The sequence below is a fragment of the Novosphingobium sp. 17-62-19 genome, assembly GCF_002256775.1.
Lineage (GTDB): Bacteria > Pseudomonadota > Alphaproteobacteria > Sphingomonadales > Sphingomonadaceae > Novosphingobium.
Genome location: NZ_NCII01000063.1, coordinates 1 through 20,644 on the forward strand (window position 1 = coordinate 1; position 20,644 = coordinate 20,644).

At 60.7% G+C, this 20,644-nt stretch carries 18 protein-coding genes and 2 pseudogenes; 4 read left to right on the plus strand and 16 right to left on the minus strand.

Annotated features, from left to right (window positions below; genetic code table 11):
- The first annotated feature begins 133 nt into the window (after positions 1–133).
- Entirely contained in the window at positions 134–373 is a 240-nt protein-coding gene (locus B7X90_RS18385) for an AbrB/MazE/SpoVT family DNA-binding domain-containing protein (RefSeq protein ID WP_366409689.1), read from the plus strand.
- Positions 374–381: 8 nt separating this feature from the next.
- Here B7X90_RS18385 and B7X90_RS12135 read toward each other — a convergent pair whose 3' ends face one another.
- The 6 genes and pseudogenes from B7X90_RS12135 to B7X90_RS12160 form a co-directional block, all read right to left on the minus strand.
- On the minus strand, positions 382–1,632 hold the full coding sequence (locus B7X90_RS12135) for a type II toxin-antitoxin system HipA family toxin (protein WP_292624796.1): 1,251 nt from the start codon (positions 1,630–1,632) through the stop codon (positions 382–384).
- Positions 1,633–1,637: 5 nt separating this feature from the next.
- Positions 1,638–1,979, minus strand: a complete 342-nt coding sequence (locus B7X90_RS12140) for a helix-turn-helix transcriptional regulator (protein ID WP_292624798.1) — start codon at positions 1,977–1,979, stop codon at positions 1,638–1,640.
- 174 nt (positions 1,980–2,153) lie between these two features.
- Positions 2,154–2,402 (minus strand): annotated as a pseudogene (locus B7X90_RS12145) (helix-turn-helix domain-containing protein); the annotation flags it as partial.
- A 561-nt stretch (positions 2,403–2,963) separates the two neighbouring features.
- Positions 2,964–4,148 (minus strand): acyl-CoA dehydrogenase, encoded by a 1,185-nt coding sequence (locus tag B7X90_RS12150; protein WP_292624799.1) that lies wholly within the window; start codon positions 4,146–4,148, stop codon positions 2,964–2,966.
- 108 nt (positions 4,149–4,256) lie between these two features.
- Entirely contained in the window at positions 4,257–4,940 is a 684-nt protein-coding gene (locus B7X90_RS12155) for a response regulator transcription factor (protein WP_292624801.1), read from the minus strand.
- A complete protein-coding gene (locus tag B7X90_RS12160; protein ID WP_292624803.1) occupies positions 4,937–6,496 on the minus strand; it encodes a HAMP domain-containing sensor histidine kinase in 1,560 nt (519 codons plus the stop codon). Before B7X90_RS12160 ends, B7X90_RS12155 begins: the two co-directional genes overlap by 4 nt.
- A gap of 358 nt (positions 6,497–6,854) precedes the next feature.
- Between B7X90_RS12160 and B7X90_RS12165 the strand changes: the two genes are divergently transcribed.
- On the plus strand, positions 6,855–7,058 hold the full coding sequence (locus B7X90_RS12165; protein WP_292624804.1) for a hypothetical protein: 204 nt from the start codon (positions 6,855–6,857) through the stop codon (positions 7,056–7,058).
- On the opposite strand, the gene B7X90_RS12170 is transcribed toward B7X90_RS12165, so the two are convergent.
- The 4 genes and pseudogenes from B7X90_RS12170 to B7X90_RS12185 all read right to left on the minus strand — a co-directional run bounded on the left by B7X90_RS12170 (position 7,055) and on the right by B7X90_RS12185 (position 11,118).
- Positions 7,055–8,233 carry an NAD(P)/FAD-dependent oxidoreductase gene (locus tag B7X90_RS12170; RefSeq protein WP_292624805.1) on the minus strand — a complete coding sequence of 393 codons (1,179 nt, stop codon included), beginning with the start codon at positions 8,231–8,233 and terminating at the stop codon, positions 7,055–7,057. The genes B7X90_RS12165 and B7X90_RS12170 overlap by 4 nt on opposite strands.
- Complete coding sequence (locus B7X90_RS12175; protein ID WP_292624807.1) at positions 8,230–9,849, minus strand: NAD(P)/FAD-dependent oxidoreductase; 1,620 nt, start codon at positions 9,847–9,849, stop codon at positions 8,230–8,232. The genes B7X90_RS12170 and B7X90_RS12175 overlap by 4 nt, the downstream gene beginning before the upstream one ends.
- A gap of 43 nt (positions 9,850–9,892) precedes the next feature.
- Positions 9,893–10,471, minus strand: coding sequence for a nitroreductase family protein (locus tag B7X90_RS12180; RefSeq protein WP_292624808.1), 579 nt, complete (start codon positions 10,469–10,471; stop codon positions 9,893–9,895).
- A 30-nt stretch (positions 10,472–10,501) separates the two neighbouring features.
- Positions 10,502–11,118: pseudogene (locus tag B7X90_RS12185) on the minus strand (pirin family protein).
- Positions 11,119–11,388: 270 nt separating this feature from the next.
- On the opposite strand from B7X90_RS12185, the gene B7X90_RS12190 reads away from it, so the two are divergent.
- Positions 11,389–12,288 (plus strand): LysR family transcriptional regulator, encoded by a 900-nt coding sequence (locus tag B7X90_RS12190; RefSeq protein WP_292624810.1) that lies wholly within the window; start codon positions 11,389–11,391, stop codon positions 12,286–12,288.
- Here B7X90_RS12190 and B7X90_RS12195 read toward each other — a convergent pair.
- The 4 genes from B7X90_RS12195 to B7X90_RS12210 form a co-directional block, all read right to left on the minus strand.
- Positions 12,263–12,721: a MaoC family dehydratase gene (locus B7X90_RS12195; protein WP_292624811.1), complete on the minus strand. Its 459-nt coding sequence runs from the start codon at positions 12,719–12,721 to the stop codon at positions 12,263–12,265. The two genes, B7X90_RS12190 and B7X90_RS12195, sit on opposite strands and share 26 nt — an antisense overlap.
- Before the next feature lie 123 nt (positions 12,722–12,844).
- Positions 12,845–14,773 (minus strand): acetyl/propionyl/methylcrotonyl-CoA carboxylase subunit alpha, encoded by a 1,929-nt coding sequence (locus B7X90_RS12200; protein WP_292624814.1) that lies wholly within the window; start codon positions 14,771–14,773, stop codon positions 12,845–12,847.
- Positions 14,774–14,851: 78 nt separating this feature from the next.
- Positions 14,852–16,504, minus strand: coding sequence for a carboxyl transferase domain-containing protein (locus B7X90_RS12205; protein WP_292624816.1), 1,653 nt, complete (start codon positions 16,502–16,504; stop codon positions 14,852–14,854).
- Positions 16,504–17,667 (minus strand): isovaleryl-CoA dehydrogenase, encoded by a 1,164-nt coding sequence (locus tag B7X90_RS12210; RefSeq protein WP_292624818.1) that lies wholly within the window; start codon positions 17,665–17,667, stop codon positions 16,504–16,506. Before B7X90_RS12210 ends, B7X90_RS12205 begins: the two co-directional genes overlap by 1 nt.
- A 99-nt stretch (positions 17,668–17,766) precedes the next feature.
- On the opposite strand from B7X90_RS12210, the gene B7X90_RS12215 reads away from it, so the two are divergent.
- Positions 17,767–18,624 carry a LysR family transcriptional regulator gene (locus tag B7X90_RS12215; RefSeq protein ID WP_292624820.1) on the plus strand — a complete coding sequence of 286 codons (858 nt, stop codon included), beginning with the start codon at positions 17,767–17,769 and terminating at the stop codon, positions 18,622–18,624.
- Positions 18,625–18,627: 3 nt separating this feature from the next.
- Here B7X90_RS12215 and B7X90_RS12220 read toward each other — a convergent pair whose 3' ends face one another.
- Entirely contained in the window at positions 18,628–19,242 is a 615-nt protein-coding gene (locus B7X90_RS12220; RefSeq protein ID WP_292624821.1) for a murein L,D-transpeptidase catalytic domain family protein, read from the minus strand.
- Between the two features lie 155 nt (positions 19,243–19,397).
- Positions 19,398–20,585, minus strand: coding sequence for a cytochrome P450 (locus B7X90_RS12225; RefSeq protein WP_292624822.1), 1,188 nt, complete (start codon positions 20,583–20,585; stop codon positions 19,398–19,400).
- Between the last annotated feature and the right edge of the window lie 59 nt (positions 20,586–20,644).

The following is a 20,644-nucleotide window of genomic DNA, read 5'->3' on the forward strand; positions in this document are numbered from 1 at the left end:
CGTTTGACTGCTCGATGTCCATGCTCACGCCTCCTCAAAGGCCGCGAGCTTTCCTATTCCGGTGCCGGCAACAAGGCCGCCTTCCGTCGGCGCTTACGCTTGTTTAACTGAGAGATGCAGAATGGATGAGCAGATGCGCAAACTGGGGAGCAGGGGGCGATTGCTGATCCCTGCCGCTTTCCGGCGGGCGCTGGGCCTGAATGAGGGTGATTCCGTCTTGTTCAGGATTGTCGATGGTGAGTTGCACGTCCGACCGGTCAGGGAGGTTCTCGGGCGAATTCAGGCTCACTTAGGTGCGTACTTGTCCTCAGAAACGAGCCTATGTGGCGAATTGATTGCTGAGCGCAGGCAGGCGTCCGAAAACGAGTTATAGCGCCAGTATTAGTCGATCGTGCTCGCCAAGCGAAAACAGGTCGCAAAGCGACCCCGATCAGCAGCGCTTACCCCAGCTTGTGCAAAATACTCTTCCCACTTAGCGGCCACTAGCGCCCGCATGTCCTCGATCAGAGCCGTCGCCTGATCAGGGGAGAGGTCGAAACCAGCAGCGCCAGCGAGAGCATTGGCAATCGTAGCATCCCTGCCTTGCGGGCCGACGCCCAGCACCAGACGCCTTTCCAGGCCAACCTGTGGCTTGGGCACGACATCGTAGAGCGGTGACAGTCGCCAGCCCTTGCCGTCGAACAGGAAGCCGTGATTGCGCAAGTGGTCGTCGTCGTTGGTGACGAGAATGTTGAACACCATACGCTGGAACAGTTCGCGGAGGTCGCGGCGCACCTCGGTGCCATGCTGGCGAAGCACGGCGGCGAGGTCCGCATAGCTGTAGCGGCTCACTTCGCTTTCGTGGGCCCCGAGCATGGTTAGGCCGGAGGCGAAAGGCCGCCGCTCCAACCAGTTGCCGTGCGACACGCGATCAAACCGCTCGATCAGGTAGATGTCCCGTTCCAGCACGCGCCTGAAGTTGAGCGCCGGAACGTCGAGCCCGCAGGTTGCGGCAAGGCGCATGGTGGCCAGCTCGACCCGGCATTCGGGGAAACTGTCGTTGCGTGCCTGAAACTTGGCGATCCATGGCTGGCCTTCAAGTTCGGTCGCTGCCTTCGGACGTGCGCCGCCGAGTGACGAACCGGCGGTCAGCAACCGTCGCAGGTTTTCGTCGAGCTGATCGACATGCTGTGCGCGCTCGGCTGCTTCGGCCAACTCTTCGAGGGTAAAATGCTCACCCGGCGCGTTACCATCTCCCCACGGCGTTATGCGTTCCGGGCGTTCGGGCGTGGGGCCGAACGCCAATGCGCCGACCCGGTAATCGCCGGAGGCAAGGATCAGGTCGATGTCGCTTGGCAGGCGGTCGCCCATTGCCTTGTACATCAGGTACTGGCCCCAACCATCGGGAGCCGCGTCACGAATCCCCCCAAAGACGGCAAAGCCTTCTTCGGTTCGGAATGTGCGTTCGGTGCCCGGATCGTGAAGCGGCAGCGCCACCGGATCGACGGGGACGCGATCCGGGCGGGCAAGGTAGCGGCGACCATAGGCAAAGGTCGCGAACTGGTTGCGCGGCTCGTCGATCATCGTCAGCAGCCCTGCCGGAACAGGGCCGCCTTCGAGATGAACGAAAACGTAGGTGCGGACCGCTGTCATGGCCGTCAGAAATCCAAATCGTCGCTGCTGACAGCGTGCGTGGTCTTGGGCAGCCTGGCGAGGTCTTCGCTGATACCCGCCCGGTCGGTATTGGGAGCGACAAGCTCGGCCAGGCGCTGGGTCATGCCAAAGACGTGAAGGGCACTGGCCAGCACGGCCAGACCCACGGTCGCATCGCCCGCCTCAAGGCGCTGGAGCGTCTGCACCGAGACGAGCATGCGCTCGGCCATCAGCCGTTGCGGCAGCTTGCGGCGGCGGCGGGCAATGGAAATGTCCTTGCCCAGTTGCGCAATCGCGCGCTGGCTCTGGGGTGGTAGGCCGCTGGCAGCTCTGGAGGCGCGTGACATGAGAGATGTATGCCATATCATGTAAAAAATGTCAATTGAGAATGATATGTCATTTGTTTATTGTCTTGGGGATGTGGGCGAAAGATGCGGCGTCCGAAAAATGAGCGCATTCTTCGGACGCCAGCAACACAAGGCCCACTTGGCTGATCGGCCGGCCTCTCGGCCCGGCGTTATCCTCTTGGCGGGATGCACAGTGCCAGTATCCGGATCGCACGTAGAACGGCGCAAGCCCTGATCGGCCCAACGATCCAGATCTTCCAAAGTATATACTACGCGGCCACCGAGCTTACGGAAAGATGGTCCAGTTCCATAAGTCCGAAGCTTCTCCAGCGTCCGGGGCGAAAGGCCAACATAGATTGCCGCGTCGGGTGTGCGCAAAAAGCGCGGCGCAAATTCGGGGGCTTTGGTTGTGAGATCAGACATAACCCGTTCCTTCCAGTTACAGTTTGGATGTTTGGGGAGTCGTAGAAGTCAACGGGACCGAAGTGCAGCAGCACCTCAAGCTGCTTCAACGCTGCGAGCACGCGCGAGAGCGAGGCACACGACGCCGCTGTCAGGCGGTGTGTTGACGCGTCCTGGTTGCGATTGAGAGCCTTTTGCTGCCGAGGATTCGGCCTTAGAATCGTGCTACCGGACTCGCGATGCACCCTTTGAAAACTGCAGAATTCGATTCCCGCATCAACTCGTCTGAAACAGAAATCAGTCCGTCGAAAACGTCCCGGACTGGGGGTATGATTGGGGGTATTTGGGGGTATCGTCATGAAAAAATATCATAAAATCAGCTTGTTGAGGATTCCTATAGATCCCTCCTCCGCTACCATATTTCAAAGACTTGGCGCTGATTTTGGAAAGCGGCTTGTGCGCCGTATTGCAGCCTTGTGCGCAATCACTCACAAGAGTGATTGCGCCCGTCATTGGTAGAGCTGATTGGGTTGTCCAAACCCGTTAATTCTCAGTGTATCAAGCGTTCTGGCGCGGCACCCGTCAGAACGCTGCAATGCCGGTAATGCCGCGGCCAAGGATGAGGGCATGAACATCATGCGCGCCTTCGTAGGTGTTCACGGTTTCTAGGTTCGTCATGTGGCGCATGACCTGATATTCCTCAGAAATGCCGTTTCCGCCGTGCATGTCACGCGCCATCCGCGCCGCATCAAGCGCCTTGCCCACGTTGTTGCGCTTTACCATCGAGACCATTTCCGGCGCATAGCGGCCTTCATCCATCAGCCTGCCGACGCGCAAGGATGCCTGTAGACCGAACGCAACGTCGCACATCATCTCGACCAGCTTCTTTTGATAGAGCTGCGTGGCGGCGAGGGGGCGACCGAACTGCTTGCGATCCAGCCCGTATTGCCGCGCCGTGTGAAGGCAGAACTCGGCAGCGCCCAATGCGCCCCATGAGATGCCATACCGCGCGCGGTTGAGGCATTCGAACGGCCCTTTCAGCCCTTCAGCTTCCGGCAGCAGTGCATCGGCACCGACCTTCACATCATCCATCAGGATCATTCCAGTGGTTGACGCACGCAACGAAAGCTTGCCCTCGATCTTGGGGGCGTGGAGCCCCTTCATACCCTTTTCCAGCACGAATCCGCGTATCTTGCCGCCATGGCTTTCCGACTTTGCCCAGACCACGAACACGTCGGCGAACGGCGCATTGCTGATCCACGTTTTGGAGCCGCTGAGCACGTAGCCATCGCCGTCAGCGCGGGCGACGGTGCGCATCCCACTTGGGTCAGAACCGGCATCAGGCTCGGTCAGGCCGAAGCAGCCGATGAGCTTGCCTGCAGCAAGGCCGGGCAGGTATTTGCGCTTCTGTTCTTCCGACCCAAACGCATAGATTGGATGCATCACGAGGCTGGATTGCACCGAAGCCATTGAGCGATAGCCTGAATCCACGCGCTCAATCTCGCGTGCAACAAGGCCGTAGGCAACATAGCTGGTGGCAGAGCCACCATACTGTTCGGGCAATGTCATGCCCAGCATGCCCGCTTCGCCCATTGCTGGAAAAAGTTCAGGTGCGTCAATTTCCTCGCGGTATGCCTGAATTACCCGCGGCTGCAACACGTCTTGCGCAAAGCCACGTGCCGCATCGCGGACCATCCGCTCGTCCTCGGTCAACTGAGTTTCGAGGTCAAACGGGTCTTCCCAGGCGAAACGGGCTGCGGCTGTCATCGTCATTCTCCTTTGACCGCAGTGATCCTTCACTCAGACCATTTCGGCAAGAGTGCATAGTTGTGCGTTCGTATCAGGGCGTGAGACAGCGTTTCTACGGCAATGATGTCATGTGATCAGGCGATAGCCAAAGCCGCGCACGTTTTCGACAATCGGAGGACCCAGCGCGTTGAGTTTGCGGCGCAGGCGGCTGAGATAGACCTCGACAATGTTCGTCAGCGGATCATCCTCGATCCCCCATACCGAACGCAGGATTTCACTGCGAGAGATGACCGACCCCGGCGATTCCATCAACAGCCGAAGCACGCCCATTTCCTTGACTGTCAGTTGCACCGGGTTGCCGCTGCGCGTAAGGGTCATTGTTCTGGGATCGAAATGCAGGTCCGCCACGGTGATACTGCCGTCGGGCTGAACTGGGGTGGACAGTGGGCGTTCGACACGGCGCTGAACCGCGTCCATTCGCGCCAACAATTCATCGAAGGCGAACGGCTTGGAGAGGTAGTCATCCGCGCCGCTTTTCAGCCCCCGGATACGGTCGGCCACGTCATCGCGCGCGGTGACCATGATGATTGGTGTGATCACGCCGGCGTCGCGCAGAGTTTTGCACACCTCAAAACCGTTACGATCAGGCAGGTTCACGTCCAGCAGGATGAAATCGAACACAACGCTGCACGCCAGTTCAATGCCAGTGTTGCCGTCTGTTGCCAGCGTTACCGTGCTGCCCTCATTGGAGAGGCCGCGATGCAGCACAGCAGCCAGTTCTACTTCGTCTTCGATGATCAACAGTTTCATGACCTTGTTCCATCGATCAGTTCTGCATCCGACATAAGCGGAAGGCGGATCGAAACGGTAGTTCCTTTTTGCAATTGGCTTGCAAGACTGATCGTCCCGCCCATCGCCTCCATGATAGATCGGGCAATCGACAGGCCCAGGCCCTGTCCGTTGCCAAGCGGAGACGCCCCGGCTTTACGGCTGCCGCGCCGGAAGCGCTGGAAAAGATGGGGTATGTCCTCAGGTGCTATTCCGTTGCCTCGATCCGTTACAGTGATCACCGCCTCTCCGTCCTCGGCGGCCACGGCCACGTCGACTTCGGGCGCTTCTGAGGAATAGCAAACAGCATTGTCGACGACTATGCGGATAACCTGCTTCAGTCGGCCTTCGTCACCGTCTACCATGAGGCTGGCTGCAGAACTGCTTACGCCGATGCTTCCTCCATCCGCTTCAATGACGCGGCGGAAGTCATCCACACAGCTATGCACCGCAGATACGGCATCCAGTGGGGCGATGCTTGTCTGGAGCAGAGGCTCTTCCGCTCGGGCAATCTGCAGCATGTCCTCGATGATCTCGGCCATCAACTTTGAATGACGCACAACCCTGTCCAGTGAACCACGCAATTCTTCGGGGCGGGCGTCGGTATCGCGAAGCGTGATTTCTGCCTCTGTGCGCATGATCGAAAGCGGCGTACGCATTTCATGGCTGGCATCGGCGAGGAACTGCTGGCGCAGGCGGTTCGACCGTTCAAGCGACCGGTTGGTTGCCGCCAGTTCTCTTGTCCTGCGGGCCACAGCACGTTCCAGTTCATCATTGGCCTGACGCATCGAATTGGCCGCCGCCTCGATCTTTTCTGCCATGGTATTGAAACTGCCCGCAATGGCACGAAATTCGCTGGTTCCGATCGGCGGCACGCGCTGTGCATACTCGCCATCGGCAATAGCCTGAGTGCTTCGCCACAGATGGCCCAGCGGACGGATGATCTGGCGCTGTGCCCACAGTACGCCAAGCAGGCCGAGCAGGCCAACGATGGCCACCGCACCGGCCAGCGTCCAGATCACGCTGGCAAGAGCCTCGGTAGAAACCCGCTGGGTCGTCTTGACCTCACGCTCTTCCACGTTGATCGCGGCAAGCGCCAGATCCTCCCATTGCGTGTCCACTTCTGTGCTCAGCAACGCCCTTTCAAGGTGGGTGCCGATACGCTGCAAATGCTCGCGCTGATGCATTTCGTCCTTTATTGCCGCAGCCCGGCGTTCTGGTGGCAGCGGGGTTTCGCTCAGCAGGCGGATCTCGTTATTGAGATACCGGTCAGCATTGGTCACATGCGCGCGAACTCCGTCAACGTAGCTCTCACGCTCCGCCGCGAATTCCTCCGGGTGGGTAAAGCGTTCCTGCTGCAACGTGTAGCCAAGCACGGTCAGCCGCTGCAAAGCGCTTAACGATTGGGCAGAGGCATCGCTCAACGCGAAATGTGCACTGACCGTCTGGATCGCCTTGGAGGCAACAAAGGCGGGCGTGGCCACAAGTGCCAGTACGAACAACAGCGCAACCCATAACTTGATACGTAGCGCGGTCACAGCAGAGCTGCTCTTTCCTGCGCGCACGACTGCCCGCCCGCGTTTGCGGTGTGGCACGCATCTGTCCATGACGCAGATATAGCTCTGCCTCGTTTGCTTTCACACATCAAAACGTATGTTCCCCCGGACCTGCCTGGTCACTCGCGCTCGAATGCTCACAACGTTGTTACGCTGTGGAGGCAGGAGTTATATGTAAAACTACTTTGTCGGGCATACTGTCAATAAGCAACAAACCACCCGATTAAGTTTCTATGAAAGCTCGAAAAAAAAGGCAGATCGAGAAGCGCACAAGGCAAAAGCCTAGTATTGCTCGAAAAGCAAGCGTGACACCTGTATGCGTAGCTGCCAAGAGCTTTTCATGCGCACCACCCACGATGACGTGAGCGTTCGGCTCTACCACCTTTCTGACGGTCCTGAAGGCGGATCGGCTGATACTTTGTTCTATGGCCCCTTGTCGCGCGCGCTTGAACTGGCCGCAACGCAGCCAGAAGAAGTGCAGGACGGCCTGTTCATCGCCACGGACAATGACGTAGTCGCTTACCTCGATCTAATCAGCGATTAGACCGCTTCGCCTGCCGCGCGGCCACTCGCCCAGGCCCATTGAAAGTTGTAGCCGCCCAGCCACCCGGTAACGTCCACTGCTTCACCTATTGCGTATAGACCAGGTGCCTTACTGGCTACCATCGTCTTTTGTGATAGTGCCTTGGTGGAAATGCCCCCGGCCATCACTTCGGCCTTGGCATAGCCTTCGGTTCCATTGGGGTGAAACGGCCACCGGGCCAGTTGCTCCTGTGTCGCGCGCAGGTCGGCATTGCGGCAGGTGCCGAGTTCGCCTTCAACGCCGATACGCCCGGCCAAAGTCTCGGCCAGCCGCTCCGGTAACCGGCGCGAAAGGGCAGAGCGCAAACCCACCTTCGGCCGATCGCGCTTCTCCTCGATCAACCAGTCCTCGGCCTCATCCGGCAGAAAGTCGACTTCAATCGGCGTGCGATGCTCCCAGTACGAAGAAATCTGCAGCATCGCCGGGCCAGACAAGCCCTTGTGTGTGAACAGCGCCGCCTCGCGAAATGCGGCCTTGCCCCACCGTGCCACAACTTCTGTCGACACGCCGGAAAGCGAGCGGAACAGCGCCTCATCCTCGCCAAGCGTGAAGGGTACCAGGGCAGGGCGGGTCTGCACCACAGGAAGGCCAAAGCGCCGCGCCATCTCCATCGCAAACCCGGTTGCGCCCATCTTCGGGATTGAAAGCCCGCCGGTGGCCAACACCAACGATGCTGTCTGGTGCTCGCGCCCATCCAGCGTCACGCGAAATATGCCGTCTGCATGATCCAATGCCGAAACGGCTTGCCCAAAGGCAAATTGCACGCCGCCGTCGCGGCATTCAGCCATCAGCATGTCCACTATCTGCCGCGCCGAACCATCGCAGAACAACTGGCCCAACGTCTTCTCATGCCACGAAATGCCGTGGCGGTTCACCATCTCTAGGAAGTCCGCAGGTGTATAGCGCGCCAGCGCTGATCGCGCGAAGTGCACGTTCTCCGAGATGTACCGGTCCGCCGCCGTATGGATATTGGTAAAGTTGCAACGCCCGCCGCCGGAAATCAGGATTTTCTTCCCCGGCTCGTCCGCATGATCGACCAGCAGCACCCGCCGTCCACGCTGGCCAGCAGTCAGCGCGGCCATCAGGCCTGCCGCACCCGCGCCGATCACGATTGCGTCAAAGCTGGAAGCGCTCACTTCAGCACGTCTGCTGCCAGCGCTTCGGCCACCTTGATCCCGTCAACCGCCGCCGAGAGTATGCCGCCCGCATAGCCTGCGCCTTCGCCTGCCGGATAGAGCCCGCGTGTATTTAGGCTCTGGCAATCCTTCCCGCGCGTGAATCGCACCGGCGAAGACGATCGCGTCTCAACGCCTGTCATCACCATATCGGGGTGGTCATAGCCCGGCACCATGCGCCCGAACACCGGCAGAGCCTCGCGGATGGCCTCTATCACATAGTCTGGAAGACACTTCTTCAGCTCGGTCAGATGGACGCCCGGCTTATAGCTGGGGATCACGTCGCCAAACTCCGTGGAAGGGCGGTCAGCCAGAAAATCGCCCAGCTTCTGGCCCGGAGCCATATAATTGCCCCCGCCGGCTTCATAGGCAAGGCTTTCCCAGTGTCGCTGGAATGCCATACCCGCCATCGGCCCACCGGGGTAATCGCGCGTCGGGTCAATATCGACGACTAGCCCGGAATTAGCGTTGAACTCCGCACGGGAATACTGGCTCATCCCGTTGGTTACGACGCGCCCTTCCTCGCTCGTCGCCGCCACTACGCGCCCACCGGGGCACATGCAGAACGAATAGACGGTGCGCCCGTTCTTGGCCGTGTGCGAAATTGAATAGGCGGCTGGGCCAAGGATCTTGTTGCCCGCATTCGCACCATAGCGCGCCTTGTCGATCCACCCTTGCGGATGTTCGATCCGTACACCGATGGCAAAGGGTTTGGCCTCCACATGGACGCCGCGGTCGAACAGCACCTGAAACGTATCGCGGGCCGAATGGCCAACTGCCATGATCACATGGCGTGCGGGGAGGAATGATCCGTCCGAAAGGTGCAGCCCAACCAGTTGACGCGCGCCGTCCGCGCCGGTTTCAACCTCGAAATCCTCAACCCGCGTCTGAAAGCGGTATTCGCCGCCCAGTTTCTCGATGGTCTCGCGCATCGACATGACCATCGTTACCAGCCGGAACGTGCCGATATGCGGATGCGCTTCGGTCAGGATATCGTCCGGCGCGCCCGCTTTCACAAACTCCACCAGCACCTTGCGGCCCAGATGGCGCGGGTCTTTGATGCGGCTGTAAAGCTTGCCGTCCGAGAACGTGCCCGCACCGCCTTCGCCGAACTGGACATTCGATTCCGGCTCCAGAACCGACCGTCGCCACAGGCCCCAGGTGTCCTTTGTCCGCTCGCGCACGGCTTTGCCGCGTTCGATGATAATCGGCTTCAATCCCATCTGCGCAAGGATAAGCGCGGCTAGCAGTCCGCATGGCCCCGCGCCAATCACGACGGGTCGTTCACCATCCCACCCTGCCGGAGCCATAGCCGGGAACTTGTAGGAGGTATCGGGTGTAGGCTTGACGTTCTGGTCCGCTTCGAAACGGGCCAGAATTTCGGCCTCGTTGCGAACCACGCAATCGACTACATAAGTCAGCAGGATCGCGTGCTTCTTTCGCGCATCGTTCCCGCGCCGGAAAATCTGGAATCGTTCGAGGTCTGCGGCCTCGATGCCCAAGCGCGCACAGATCGCCGCCGGCAGGTCTTCGCTCGCATGATCGAGCGGCAGTTTCAATTCATTGATACGAAGCATGGCGCCGCCCTAGCGAAATTGCGCGGGCGGCGCCACTCGTGCATTATGCGGTAAACGGACCAGCAAAGGCGATTTCGCTCACCGGCTTGCGGTCGCTCACAACTTCGCGCTCCTGCAGCATCTCGGGCAGGTTCTTCACGTCGCCCTGCTTTCCGATCACGAAGGCCATTTCCACGCGGAAGCCTTCGGGCAGGTTCAACACTTCACCCGCCTTGTCAAAGTCAACGCCGGTCATACCGTGCGTGTGGTAGCCCATATGCACCGCCTGCAACGCTGCGCTCGCCCAAGCCGCGCCGGTATCGAAGCTGTGGCTGTGGTTCGGATTGTTGCCCTTGTCGCTGCGCATGAATTCGTCAGACACGGCGAACACCAGAACGCTCGCGTCCTTGGCCCAGCTCTGGTTGAACGGCACCAGCGCCGAAAGGAACGCATCGAAGTTCGCATCACCCTTATGCGCATAGGCAAAGCGCCACGGCTGGTAGTTATAGGCGCTGGCAGCAAGGCCAGCCGCCTCGAAAATTACATCAAGGTCTTCCTGCGGCACCGCCGAACCATCGAAAGCGCGCGGGCTCCAACGGTCAACGATCAGCGGCAGAACCTTGGGAGAAGCAGTACGGGTCATTGGGATACTCCTTGAAGAAACGGTTGAATGTCAGGCTGCGTCGACAAGCACAAGCTCGGCGTCTTCCAGCGCAGTAACGACGATTTCGGTCACGCCCGTGATAGCCACGCCATCGCGGGCATTGGCCTCCACATCGCCGATACGCACCCTGCCGGTGGCAGGCACCAGATAGGCATGGCGGTCTTCGGTCAGCGCATAACGCACTGTCTCTCCCGCCTTCACCGTAGCGCCCAGAACGCGGGCATTGGCATTGATGGTCAGCACGTCAGCGTCCCCGGCAATGCCCGAAGCCAGCGGCACGAATGCGCCTTCCCGGCTGTCCTTGGGGAAGGGGCGCGCACCCCAGCTTGGCGCATGGCCACGGCGATCGGGGATGATCCAGATCTGGAACAGGCGGGTCTCCTCGTCCTCCCCTTGGTCACATAAGTCACGATTTCCATGTCGCTGTGCGGATGGGTCGGAAAGCCGCTTTTCGGCGCAATCCGGTCATCGTTCCACACCCGCAGCGCACCCCAGTGGACGCGTGCCGGATCATGGTATCCGCCGAACGAGAAGTGATGATGCGCATCCAGCCAGCCATGGTTGGCCGCGCCGATCGAGGCAAAGGGGCGCAGTTCGATGTGCGCCTTGGTCAAAGTCTGGGTCATGGCGATGTCTCCTGTCGGAGGGCTGCTGAGCCGTCCTGATGGAATGGAGATAGGGCTTGCAGGCCTTTCGGAATATCCCGATAAATTCACTCAGGATGTTCGAAATACTTGAATGCTACAGGAATGGCTATATCTTCCACCCTAATCCCGCTCACCAACCCTAAACCCGCTCACCCTGAGCCTGTCGAAGGGTGCAAACACTAACCTCACGCCAACATGCTTCGACAAGCTCAGCATGAGCGGGACTGGTGAATTGGAGACATCGTCACGATGGATATAGGCCAACCAACGCTGGATCAACTGCGCCTGTTCCTCGCCGTAGTCGATGAAGGCAGCTTCAATGCCGCCGCGCGCAAACTGGGCCGCGCCATCTCGGTTGTCAGCTATGGCATCGTCACGCTGGAAAGCCAGTTGGGCGTCACCCTGTTCGACCGCGAGGGATCGAGGAAACCTGTCCTCACTCCGGCCGGCAAGGCCATGCTGGCGCAGGCGCGGGCCGTGGCGGATGAAGTCGATACGCTGCTCGCGGGCGTGCGCAACTTCAACCAAGGACTTGAGGCGGAGCTTGGCTTGGCCATCGATGTGATGTTTCCCACGCCGCTGCTCGCCGCCACCTTGCGCGAATTTCAGGACCTTTTCCCCACCGTGTTGCTGCGTCTTCATGTCGAGGCGCTGGGCGCCATCGCGGGTCTGGTGGTCGATGGTCACGCGCAAATCGGCATCGGCGGCCCTGAATTGGTCGCCACTCCCGATCTTGAGCGTGAGGCGATAGGTGAAGTCGATCTGGTCCCGGTGGCGTCGCCTGATCACGCCTTGGCGCAGATGGACGCAATCCCGCCGGGCGAGGCACGAAAACACAGGCAACTGGTGCTGACAGACCGTTCGAAACTCACCGAGGGCCGCGATTTCTCGGTCTTCGCTGCCAGCACCTGGCGCTTGGGCGATCTCGGCGCACGCCATGCGCTGCTGCGCGAAGGCATCGGCTGGGGAAGTATGCCGCTGCACCTGATAGAGGCTGATCTCGCGTCAGGCCGCCTCAAACGTCTGGCGATCCCCGAATGGCCCGGCATGGCCTATCGCTTCCACGCCCTATGGCGTCGCGATTGCCCCGGCGGCCCAGCGCAAAGCTGGCTGCGCGAAGCCTTCAGGCAGAGGCTGGCGCAATCTTGAGCAATGCCGACCGCAAACACCGACACACCACCTCATCGCGCTGGTTGATCAACTCGTGCCTGAACGTCACGATCCCCGCATCGGGCCGCGATTTGCTGGCGCGCAGTTCCACCACTTCGCTCGTCGCGCGCATCGTATCGCCGATGAACACGGGCGCGGGCATCACCAGCTTGTCATAGCCAAGGTTCGCCACCAGCGTGCCCAGCGTAGTGTCCCCCACCGAAAGCCCCACCATCAGCGCGAATGTAAAAGTCCCGTTGACCAGAATCTGCCCGAACTCGCTCGCCTTCGCCGCCTCGGCATCGATATGCAGCGGCTGCGGATTGTGCGTCATGGTGGAAAACAACAGGTTATCCGTCTCGGTCACCGTGCGCCGGATTTCATGCGCGATCACATCGCCCACCTGCCACTGATCAAAGAAACGCCCTGCCATAAAATCCTCCGCGCTTTTTCTCCCTCCCCTCAAGGGGAGGGCCGGGGAGGGGTGTCACACACGAGCGTTAACGCGCTGCGCGCTCCCCCACCCCCAACCCCTCCCCGACGGGGAGGGGCACAATCAGTCGCCCACCTTTTCAATCTTCACCAACAGCGCCTCAACCTGCACCTGCGCGCCTGCAACCGCATTCAACTCGGCCACCACACCATCGAACGGAGCGGTCAAGGCATGTTCCATCTTCATCGCCTCAAGCACCAGCAACTTCTGCCCCTTGGTAACGGTCTGACCCGCCGCAACATCGACGGAAATAACCTTGCCGGGCATGGGCGAGAGGATTGCGCCGTCTGAAGCCGCACCAGCGCCGCCGCCATCTGTGCGCAACCTTGCAACCAAAGCCTCGCCGTCGCGAAAGACAATGGCACCGTCTGGTCTCGCGCTACCTTCGACATGCCTGCTGAAATAGTCTTCAGGCAACTCGCGTCGAACGGTTTTCCCATCGACCTGGAAGGTGATTTCGTGGCTCCAGTCACCATTTAACCGAAACCCAAAATTCTGTCGCCACGGTGCGGCTTCGAAGCGGTTGTAGTAGCTGTGATCGATCGACGGCCCGGACCATTTGCCCCTGTTGATCGACATTCCAAGCAGCACCGTGGCCGCATCGTCGAGCAACGCTTCGTGGAGTTCAACCGGAGTTTGCAGATCGGAAGCGTTGTCGGCAATAAACCCGGTATCGATCTCTTCCGATGTGAAAGAGGGATGCCCGACCAATCGAAATAGGAACGCAGCGTTCGTCTTAACGTCGGAAACTTGAATATTTCTGCTCGCTTTCCGTAGCTTTTTGATGGCTTCGTAGCGGTTTGTTCCGTGAACAATGATCTTGGCCATCATAGGATCGTAGAATGGTGAAATGCTGTCACCCTCTTCAACCGACGCATCAATCCGTGCCGGTGCTAGCACTTTGAAAGTCGAAATAGCGCCCACACTCGGCAAAAACCCCTTCGCCGGGTCCTCCGCATAGAGCCGCGCTTCCATCGCCCAGCCGTTGATGCTCAAGTCTTGCTGCCGCTTGGGCAAAGCCTCACCCGAAGCCACGCGCAACTGCCACTCCACCAGATCGACCCCGGTGATCTCCTCCGTCACCGGATGCTCTACCTGCAACCGCGTGTTCATTTCCATGAACCAGATGCGGTCCGCCCGCAGGCCTTCCGATCCATCGGCGATGAACTCGATGGTGCCCGCGCCCTCATAGTCCACCGCCTTGGCCGCGCGCACCGCTGCGCCGCACACCGCCTCGCGCGTGGCCGCGTCCATGCCGGGGGCAGGGGCCTCCTCGACCACCTTCTGGTGCCGCCGCTGTAGCGAGCAATCCCGTTCGAACAGATGGACGACATTGCCGTGGCTGTCGCCAAACACCTGCACCTCGATGTGCCGGGGCGAGAGGATGTATTTCTCGATCAGCACCCGATCATCGCCGAACGATGACGCCGCCTCCCGACGGCATGACGCCAGGCTTTCCGCAAAATCGGCAGAGCATTCCACCCGCCGCATCCCCTTGCCGCCGCCGCCGGCCACAGCCTTGATCAGCACTGGATAGCCAATCGCATCGGCCTCCGCCTGCAAGCGCTCCGGCGATTGATCCTCGCCCAGATACCCCGGCGTCACCGGCACACCCGCCGCAATCATCCGCGCCTTGGCCGCATCCTTCAGCCCCATCGCGGTGATCGAGGCAGGCTTCGGCCCAACCCACACCAGCCCAGCATCGATTACGGCCTGCGCGAATTCGGCGTTCTCAGAAAGAAACCCATACCCCGGATGGATCGCCTCAGCGCCGGTTGAGAGCGCGGCGGCAATTATGCGCTCCCCAACCAGATAGCTTTCCCGCGCAGGCGAGGGGCCAATATGCACCGCCTCATCCGCAGAGCGCACATGCAGAGCGTTGCTGTCAGCATCGGAATAAACCGCCACCGTGCGGATACCCATTGCGCGCGCGGTGCGGATAACCCGGCAGGCAATCTCGCCACGATTGGCGATGAGGAGGGATTTGATCATAGGCATAACCTCAAAAAACCTCCCCGGAACGGGGATGGGGACCGCCGCAAAGCGGTGGTGGAGGGGTGAAGATGCCCCTCACATCCGAAACACCCCGAACCGGGGTGCCTCCGCAACCGGTTCCTGCAAACACACCTCCAGCGCCAACCCCAGCACATCGCGCGTCTGCACCGGATCGATCACCCCATCATCCCACAACCGCGCCGTGGCGTAGTAGGGATTGCCCTCATCCTCATACTTCTGCCGCACCGGAGCCTTGAACGCCTCGGCCTCCTCAGGCGTCCACTTGTCAGCATCGCGATGCACCGTCGCCAAGACTGAAGCCGCCTGCTCCCCGCCCATCACGCTGATCCGCGCATTGGGCCAGGTGAACAGGAACCGCGGCTGATAGGCCCTCCCGCACATGCCATAGTTGCCCGCGCCAAAGCTCCCGCCGATCAGCACGGTCAGCTTCGGCACTTGCGCCGTGGCAACAGCCGTCACCAGCTTTGCGCCATGCTTTGCAATGCCTTCAGCCTCATACTTGCCGCCCACCATAAAGCCCGACACGTTCTGCAAAAACAGCAGCGGAATCCGGCGCTGGCACGCCAGTTCGATGAAATGCGCCCCCTTCTGCGCGCTTTCGGAAAAGATCACGCCGTTGTTGGCCAGGATCGCCACCGGCTTGCCCCAGATGTGCGCAAACCCGCACACCAGTGTGGAGCCGTAAAGCGCCTTGAACTCATGAAACTCGCTGCCATCAACGATCCGCGCAATCACCTCATGCACATCATAAGGCGCGCGCACGTCCTCCGGCACGATCGAATACAGATCCTCCGCTGGATAAAGCGGCTCCCGCACGGTTGCAGCACCCTGCGCCCCCGCGAAGGCGGGGGCCTCAGGCCATAGTGCACTACTGCCCGAGACCCCCGCCTGCGCGGGGGAGCCAAGGTGACTGATGATGTCCCGCACAATCGTCAGCGCATGTTCGTCGTTATCGGCCAGATGATCCACCACGCCGCTCTTGCGCGCATGAAGATCGCCCCCGCCCAGCGCCTCGGCGGTAATCTCCTCACCCGTCGCCGCCTTCACCAGCGGGGGACCTGCCAGAAAAATCGTGCCCTGTTCGCGCACTATCACCGATTCATCAGACATCGCCGGAACATAAGCGCCACCGGCGGTGCACGATCCCATCACGCTGGCAATCTGCGGAATGCCCAGCGCGCTCATGTTCGCCTGATTGTAGAAGAACCGTCCAAAGTGATCGCGGTCCGGGAAAACCTCCGCCTGATTGGGCAGGTTCGCCCCGCCGCTGTCCACCAGATAGACGCACGGCAACCGGTTTTCCTGAGCGATTTCCTGCGCGCGCAGGTGTTTCTTCACCGTCATCGGGAAGTAGGTGCCGCCCTTGACCGTCGCATCATTGGCAAAGATCATGCACTGGCGGCCCGAAACACGGCCCACACCGGTAATGATCCCCGCGCCCGGCACCTCGTCGCCATACATGCCGTTGGCCGCCAGTTGCCCGATCTCCAGAAACGGCGATCCCGGATCAAGCAACCGCTCTACCCTGTCACGCGGCAACAGCTTTCCGCGCGAAACATGCCGCTCCCGGCTACGCTCATCTCCGCCCAGAGCCGTTTTCGCCACCCGTTCGCGCAGCTTCCTGGCCAGCCCCAGATTAAGCGCCCTGCGCGCCTGCGCCTGTTCCGATGACAGGTCGATAGCGCTCGAAAGAACCGGCCCGCTCATTACCTTGCTCCGATCAATTCGCGCCCGATCAGCATCCGCCTGATCTCGTTCGTGCCAGCACCAATGTCCAGCAGCTTGGCATCGCGCAGATAGCGTTCCACCGGCCAGTCCTTGGTATATCCCGCACCGCCCAAGGCCTGCACAGCCTCACCGGAAACGCGAAACGCATTCTCGCTCGCCAGCAGGATCGCGCCCGCGGCATCAAACCGTGTAGTCTGCCCCGCATCGCACGCCTTGGCCACCGCATAGACATAGGCCCGCGCCGATTGCATCCCCACGTACATGTCCGCAATCTTGGCCTGCATCAGCTGGAACGTGCCAATCGGCTGCCCAAACTGCTTGCGTTCGCGCACATAGGGGATGACGGTGTCCAGACACGCCTGCATGATGCCGATCTGCATCCCCGCCAGCACCACGCGCTCATAGTCCAGACCGCTCATCAGCACGCCCACGCCGCCGTGCAGCGGCCCCATCACCTGCTCTTCGGGCACGAAACAATCGTCGAACACCAGTTCGCACGTGGGAGAGCCGCGCAAGCCCATCTTGTCGATCTTCTGCCCGATGGAGAAGCCCGCCATATCCTTCTCGATCAGGAACGCGGTGATGCCCCGGCTCCCAGCTTCGGGCGATGTCTTGGCATAGACCACCAGCGTATCGGCATAAGTCCCGTTGGTGATCCAGAACTTGGTGCCATTCAGCCGGAACCCGCCCGCCACCGGCTCGGCCCGCAGTTTCATCGAAACCACATCCGATCCCGCACCCGCTTCCGACATCGCGAGCGAACCCACGTGCTCGCCCGAAATAAGCTTGGGCAGATACCTGGCCTTCTGCTCCTCATTGCCCCAGCGGCGGATCTGGTTGACGCAAAGGTTGGAGTGCGCGCCATAGCTAAGGCCCACCGATCCAGACGCCCGACTCACTTCCTCCACTGCGATCACGTGGTCCAGATAGCCCAGACCCAACCCGCCGAACTCTTCCTCCACCGTAATGCCATGCAGGCCCAGCGCCCCCATCGGCTCCCACAGCTCGCGCGGAAATCGGTCGTTGCGGTCGATCTCTGCGGATAGTGGCGCGATCTGCTCATCGGCAAAGCGGCCCGCCGCCTCTCGGATCATCATCGCACTTTCGGTCAGGCCGAAGTCGAAATCGGGCGTCGCACGCATCGTGGCATCCTCTCGCAATCTTTTCGCGTGTAACCTACCATTACCAAACCATCGCTCAAAATTGATTTATGTCGGGGTTTGCGATAGGTTTTTCCTATGATGAAGCGCGCGCACCTCCGCCAGTTCCTCGCCCTTGTCGAGACCGGCAATTTCACCCGTGCAGCAGAGCGACTGGCGATTTCGCAGCCTACTTTGTCTGCCGCGATTGCCGAACTCGAACGCCTCGCCGGAACGCGCCTGTTCCTGCGAGAACGGCGGCAGGTGCGCCTTACAGAGGCAGGCGCGCGCCTCGTCACCCACGCCCGCGCCATAGAGCGTGAATTTCGCGCCGCCGAAGCCGCCTTTGCCGATGCGCCGGTGCCGCTCAGCCCGTTGCGGCTCGGCATTCTGCCCTCCATCGCAACGGCCATGCTGTCTGCCACGGTGCGCCGCTTTTCCGGTGCGCAGCCGCTGATTTTGTCCGAAGGCACTGATGCCGAATTGCGGCGCAAGCTTGGGGAAGGGCAGATCGATGCCGCGTTGACCCTGATGCGACCAGAGGATGCCGAGCGCGCATCGCTGACGCTGCGCGAGGAAGGCTACGGTCTGTTCCTGCCCGAAGGCCATGCCTTGGCCGGAGCCACGCTGATCGAAGCCCGCGATGTTGCCGCCGAAACCATGATCGCGCGGCGCTCATGCGAAATTCTGGGCGAAACCAGCCGCTGGTTCACCCAGCGCGGCGTGCGCCCGCCGTTCTTCCTTCGCTCTTCGAATGATGACCGCTGCATCGAAATGGTCCGGGCTGGAATGGGCGTCACCACCGCACCGCAATCGTTGCTGCGTGAAGGCGTGGTTGCGGTGCCACTGGCTGAATACGATTTTCGGCGCACACTCGGCCTCATCGCCGCGCGTGAAAGGCCCGATCTGGTGGAGCAAGGCAGCAGCTTGGCCGAAGCCTGTCGCGCCGGTTTCAGCTAACGGTTACTTCACTGCGTAGAGCAGCCGGCCTTCGCCCAATCTCTCAAGAACTGCGCCAATATCATTGTTTGAAAAGGCAAAACAGCCTTGGCTGCGCCCGACACGCCCCTGCGTCCGCGCCATCTCGTCGCTGACATAGCTTGCGGCGTGGATCACGATACCACGCTCCATTGCCGCACTGTTCACGTCCTCAAGCCCGATCAATCGCCGCGAATTTCCGTGCTTCCCGCGATAGGCCACGCCGGTCAGGAATGCGCCGTTGCTTGAGGCATATGAGCCGTACTGGTTGGAAAACCGCTGAACCCACCCGCTGTTCGCAGGGTCCGATCCGCTGCCGTGCGAAACAAGGTGGGAGGACAGCAGTTTCCCACCCTCAATATCGATCAGATGGAACCGTGCCTCGCGCGATGCCTTTGAAAAATCGACCAATCCTACCAAATCACGATGCTGAATGTGTTTCCCGTGGGCATCGAGTGCTGCCACAGCACGGCGAACCAGCAATGGGCGAGTGGGCTGGGCAAAGGGCGAGATTTCAGGTTCGCGCACCGGCGTCACGGCCATAGCAGGCACAGTACCAAGCGGCCCGCCCATCATGGCGCTGCCAGCCGTTACGATCATGGCGCCCAAAAATTTGCGCCGCTCAGGAACCATTCTGCGAGACCCCGGTTAAATATCCTTGGCCTCGCAAAGTGGATGCGCTGCGTCATAGCCGCAAGGGCAATTGCGCGCCCTTGCGATGAATCGTGCATGGCCCGCGCCGTCTGAGGCGCGCGCTATCCTTTCTTGAGCCGCAAAACCTTGGGGCTGCGGAAGTTTGATGAGGACACCCAGTCCAGCGTTTCGTCCACCCGCGTGAATTTAGGCACCACCGCCAGCAGTTCCTCAAAGGCAATCTGCGTCGCCAGCCTGCCAATCATCGATCCAAGGCAGGCATGGACCCCGCCACCAAAACCCAGATGCCGCTTGGGTCTGCGCGTGATGTCATAGGCATCGGGATTGTCGAACACCCGCTCGTCGCGGTTAGCTGAACCGTAAGCCAGGATCACCGCGTCACCGGCTTTCATCACTTTCCCATGCAATTCCACATCGCGCGTCAGCGTCCGCTTGAAGCGCTGGGCCGAAGTATTGAACCGCAGAGATTCCTCGATGGCATCGGGGATCAACGACGGATCGGCCGCCAGCGCACGCCGCGCCTCTGCATGGTCGGCAAGGTTCAGCCCGAACATCGCCATGAAGCCCGAAAGGCTCTCGATCCCCGCCATGATCAGCGTGGTCACGGTAAGCTGCACTTCCTTGTCGAGCAGCTTCTCGCCATCGATTTCGGCGGTGATGAAATTGGACAGCAGATCGTCGCCCGGATTGGCCTTGCGGGCTTGCACCAGCTTTTCGGCATAGTCCGCCATCCAGTGGAATGCCGCCAGATGTTCGGGCGATTTCTGGCGGGTCACCGGATCGGTCTGCACCATCAACACCGCGTTATGCCGCACCAGATCGGCGTTCTCATCGGGCAATGCGAAGAGGTAGAACAGCAGGTCGACGGTTAGCTTCGAGGTATAGTCACCCACCAGATCGAACACCGGCTTGTCCGCCAGCGCCGCCAGATGCGCCCGCGCCGCAGCGCGTGCCGGATCAACGATATGCTCCAGCGCCCGCTTGGTCACTGCCGACTGGATCAGCGCGCGCAGCCTGTCATGCCGCGGCGGGTCGCTGGACCCGAGCGTCGATCCTGCACGGCCGGGGAATTCATCCACCAGGTTGCCCTTGGCCGAAGAATAAGTGCGCCAGTCCTGCAGCGCGTTCAGCACATCGGAATAGCGCGAAAGCACCCATTTCCCGGCCTCTTCGGACCAGAAGCACGGATATTCGTCGCGCAGGACTTTATAGGCAGGGAAGGGATCGGCGTCGATGGCCGGGGAATAGGGATCGAAGCGGAACTCGGGCCGCTCAATTACGGTTGCCATGGGCAGGTTTCCTCTCTCAGGTTCGGCAAACCTGCCATGCGGCGAGCTACGCCGCCACG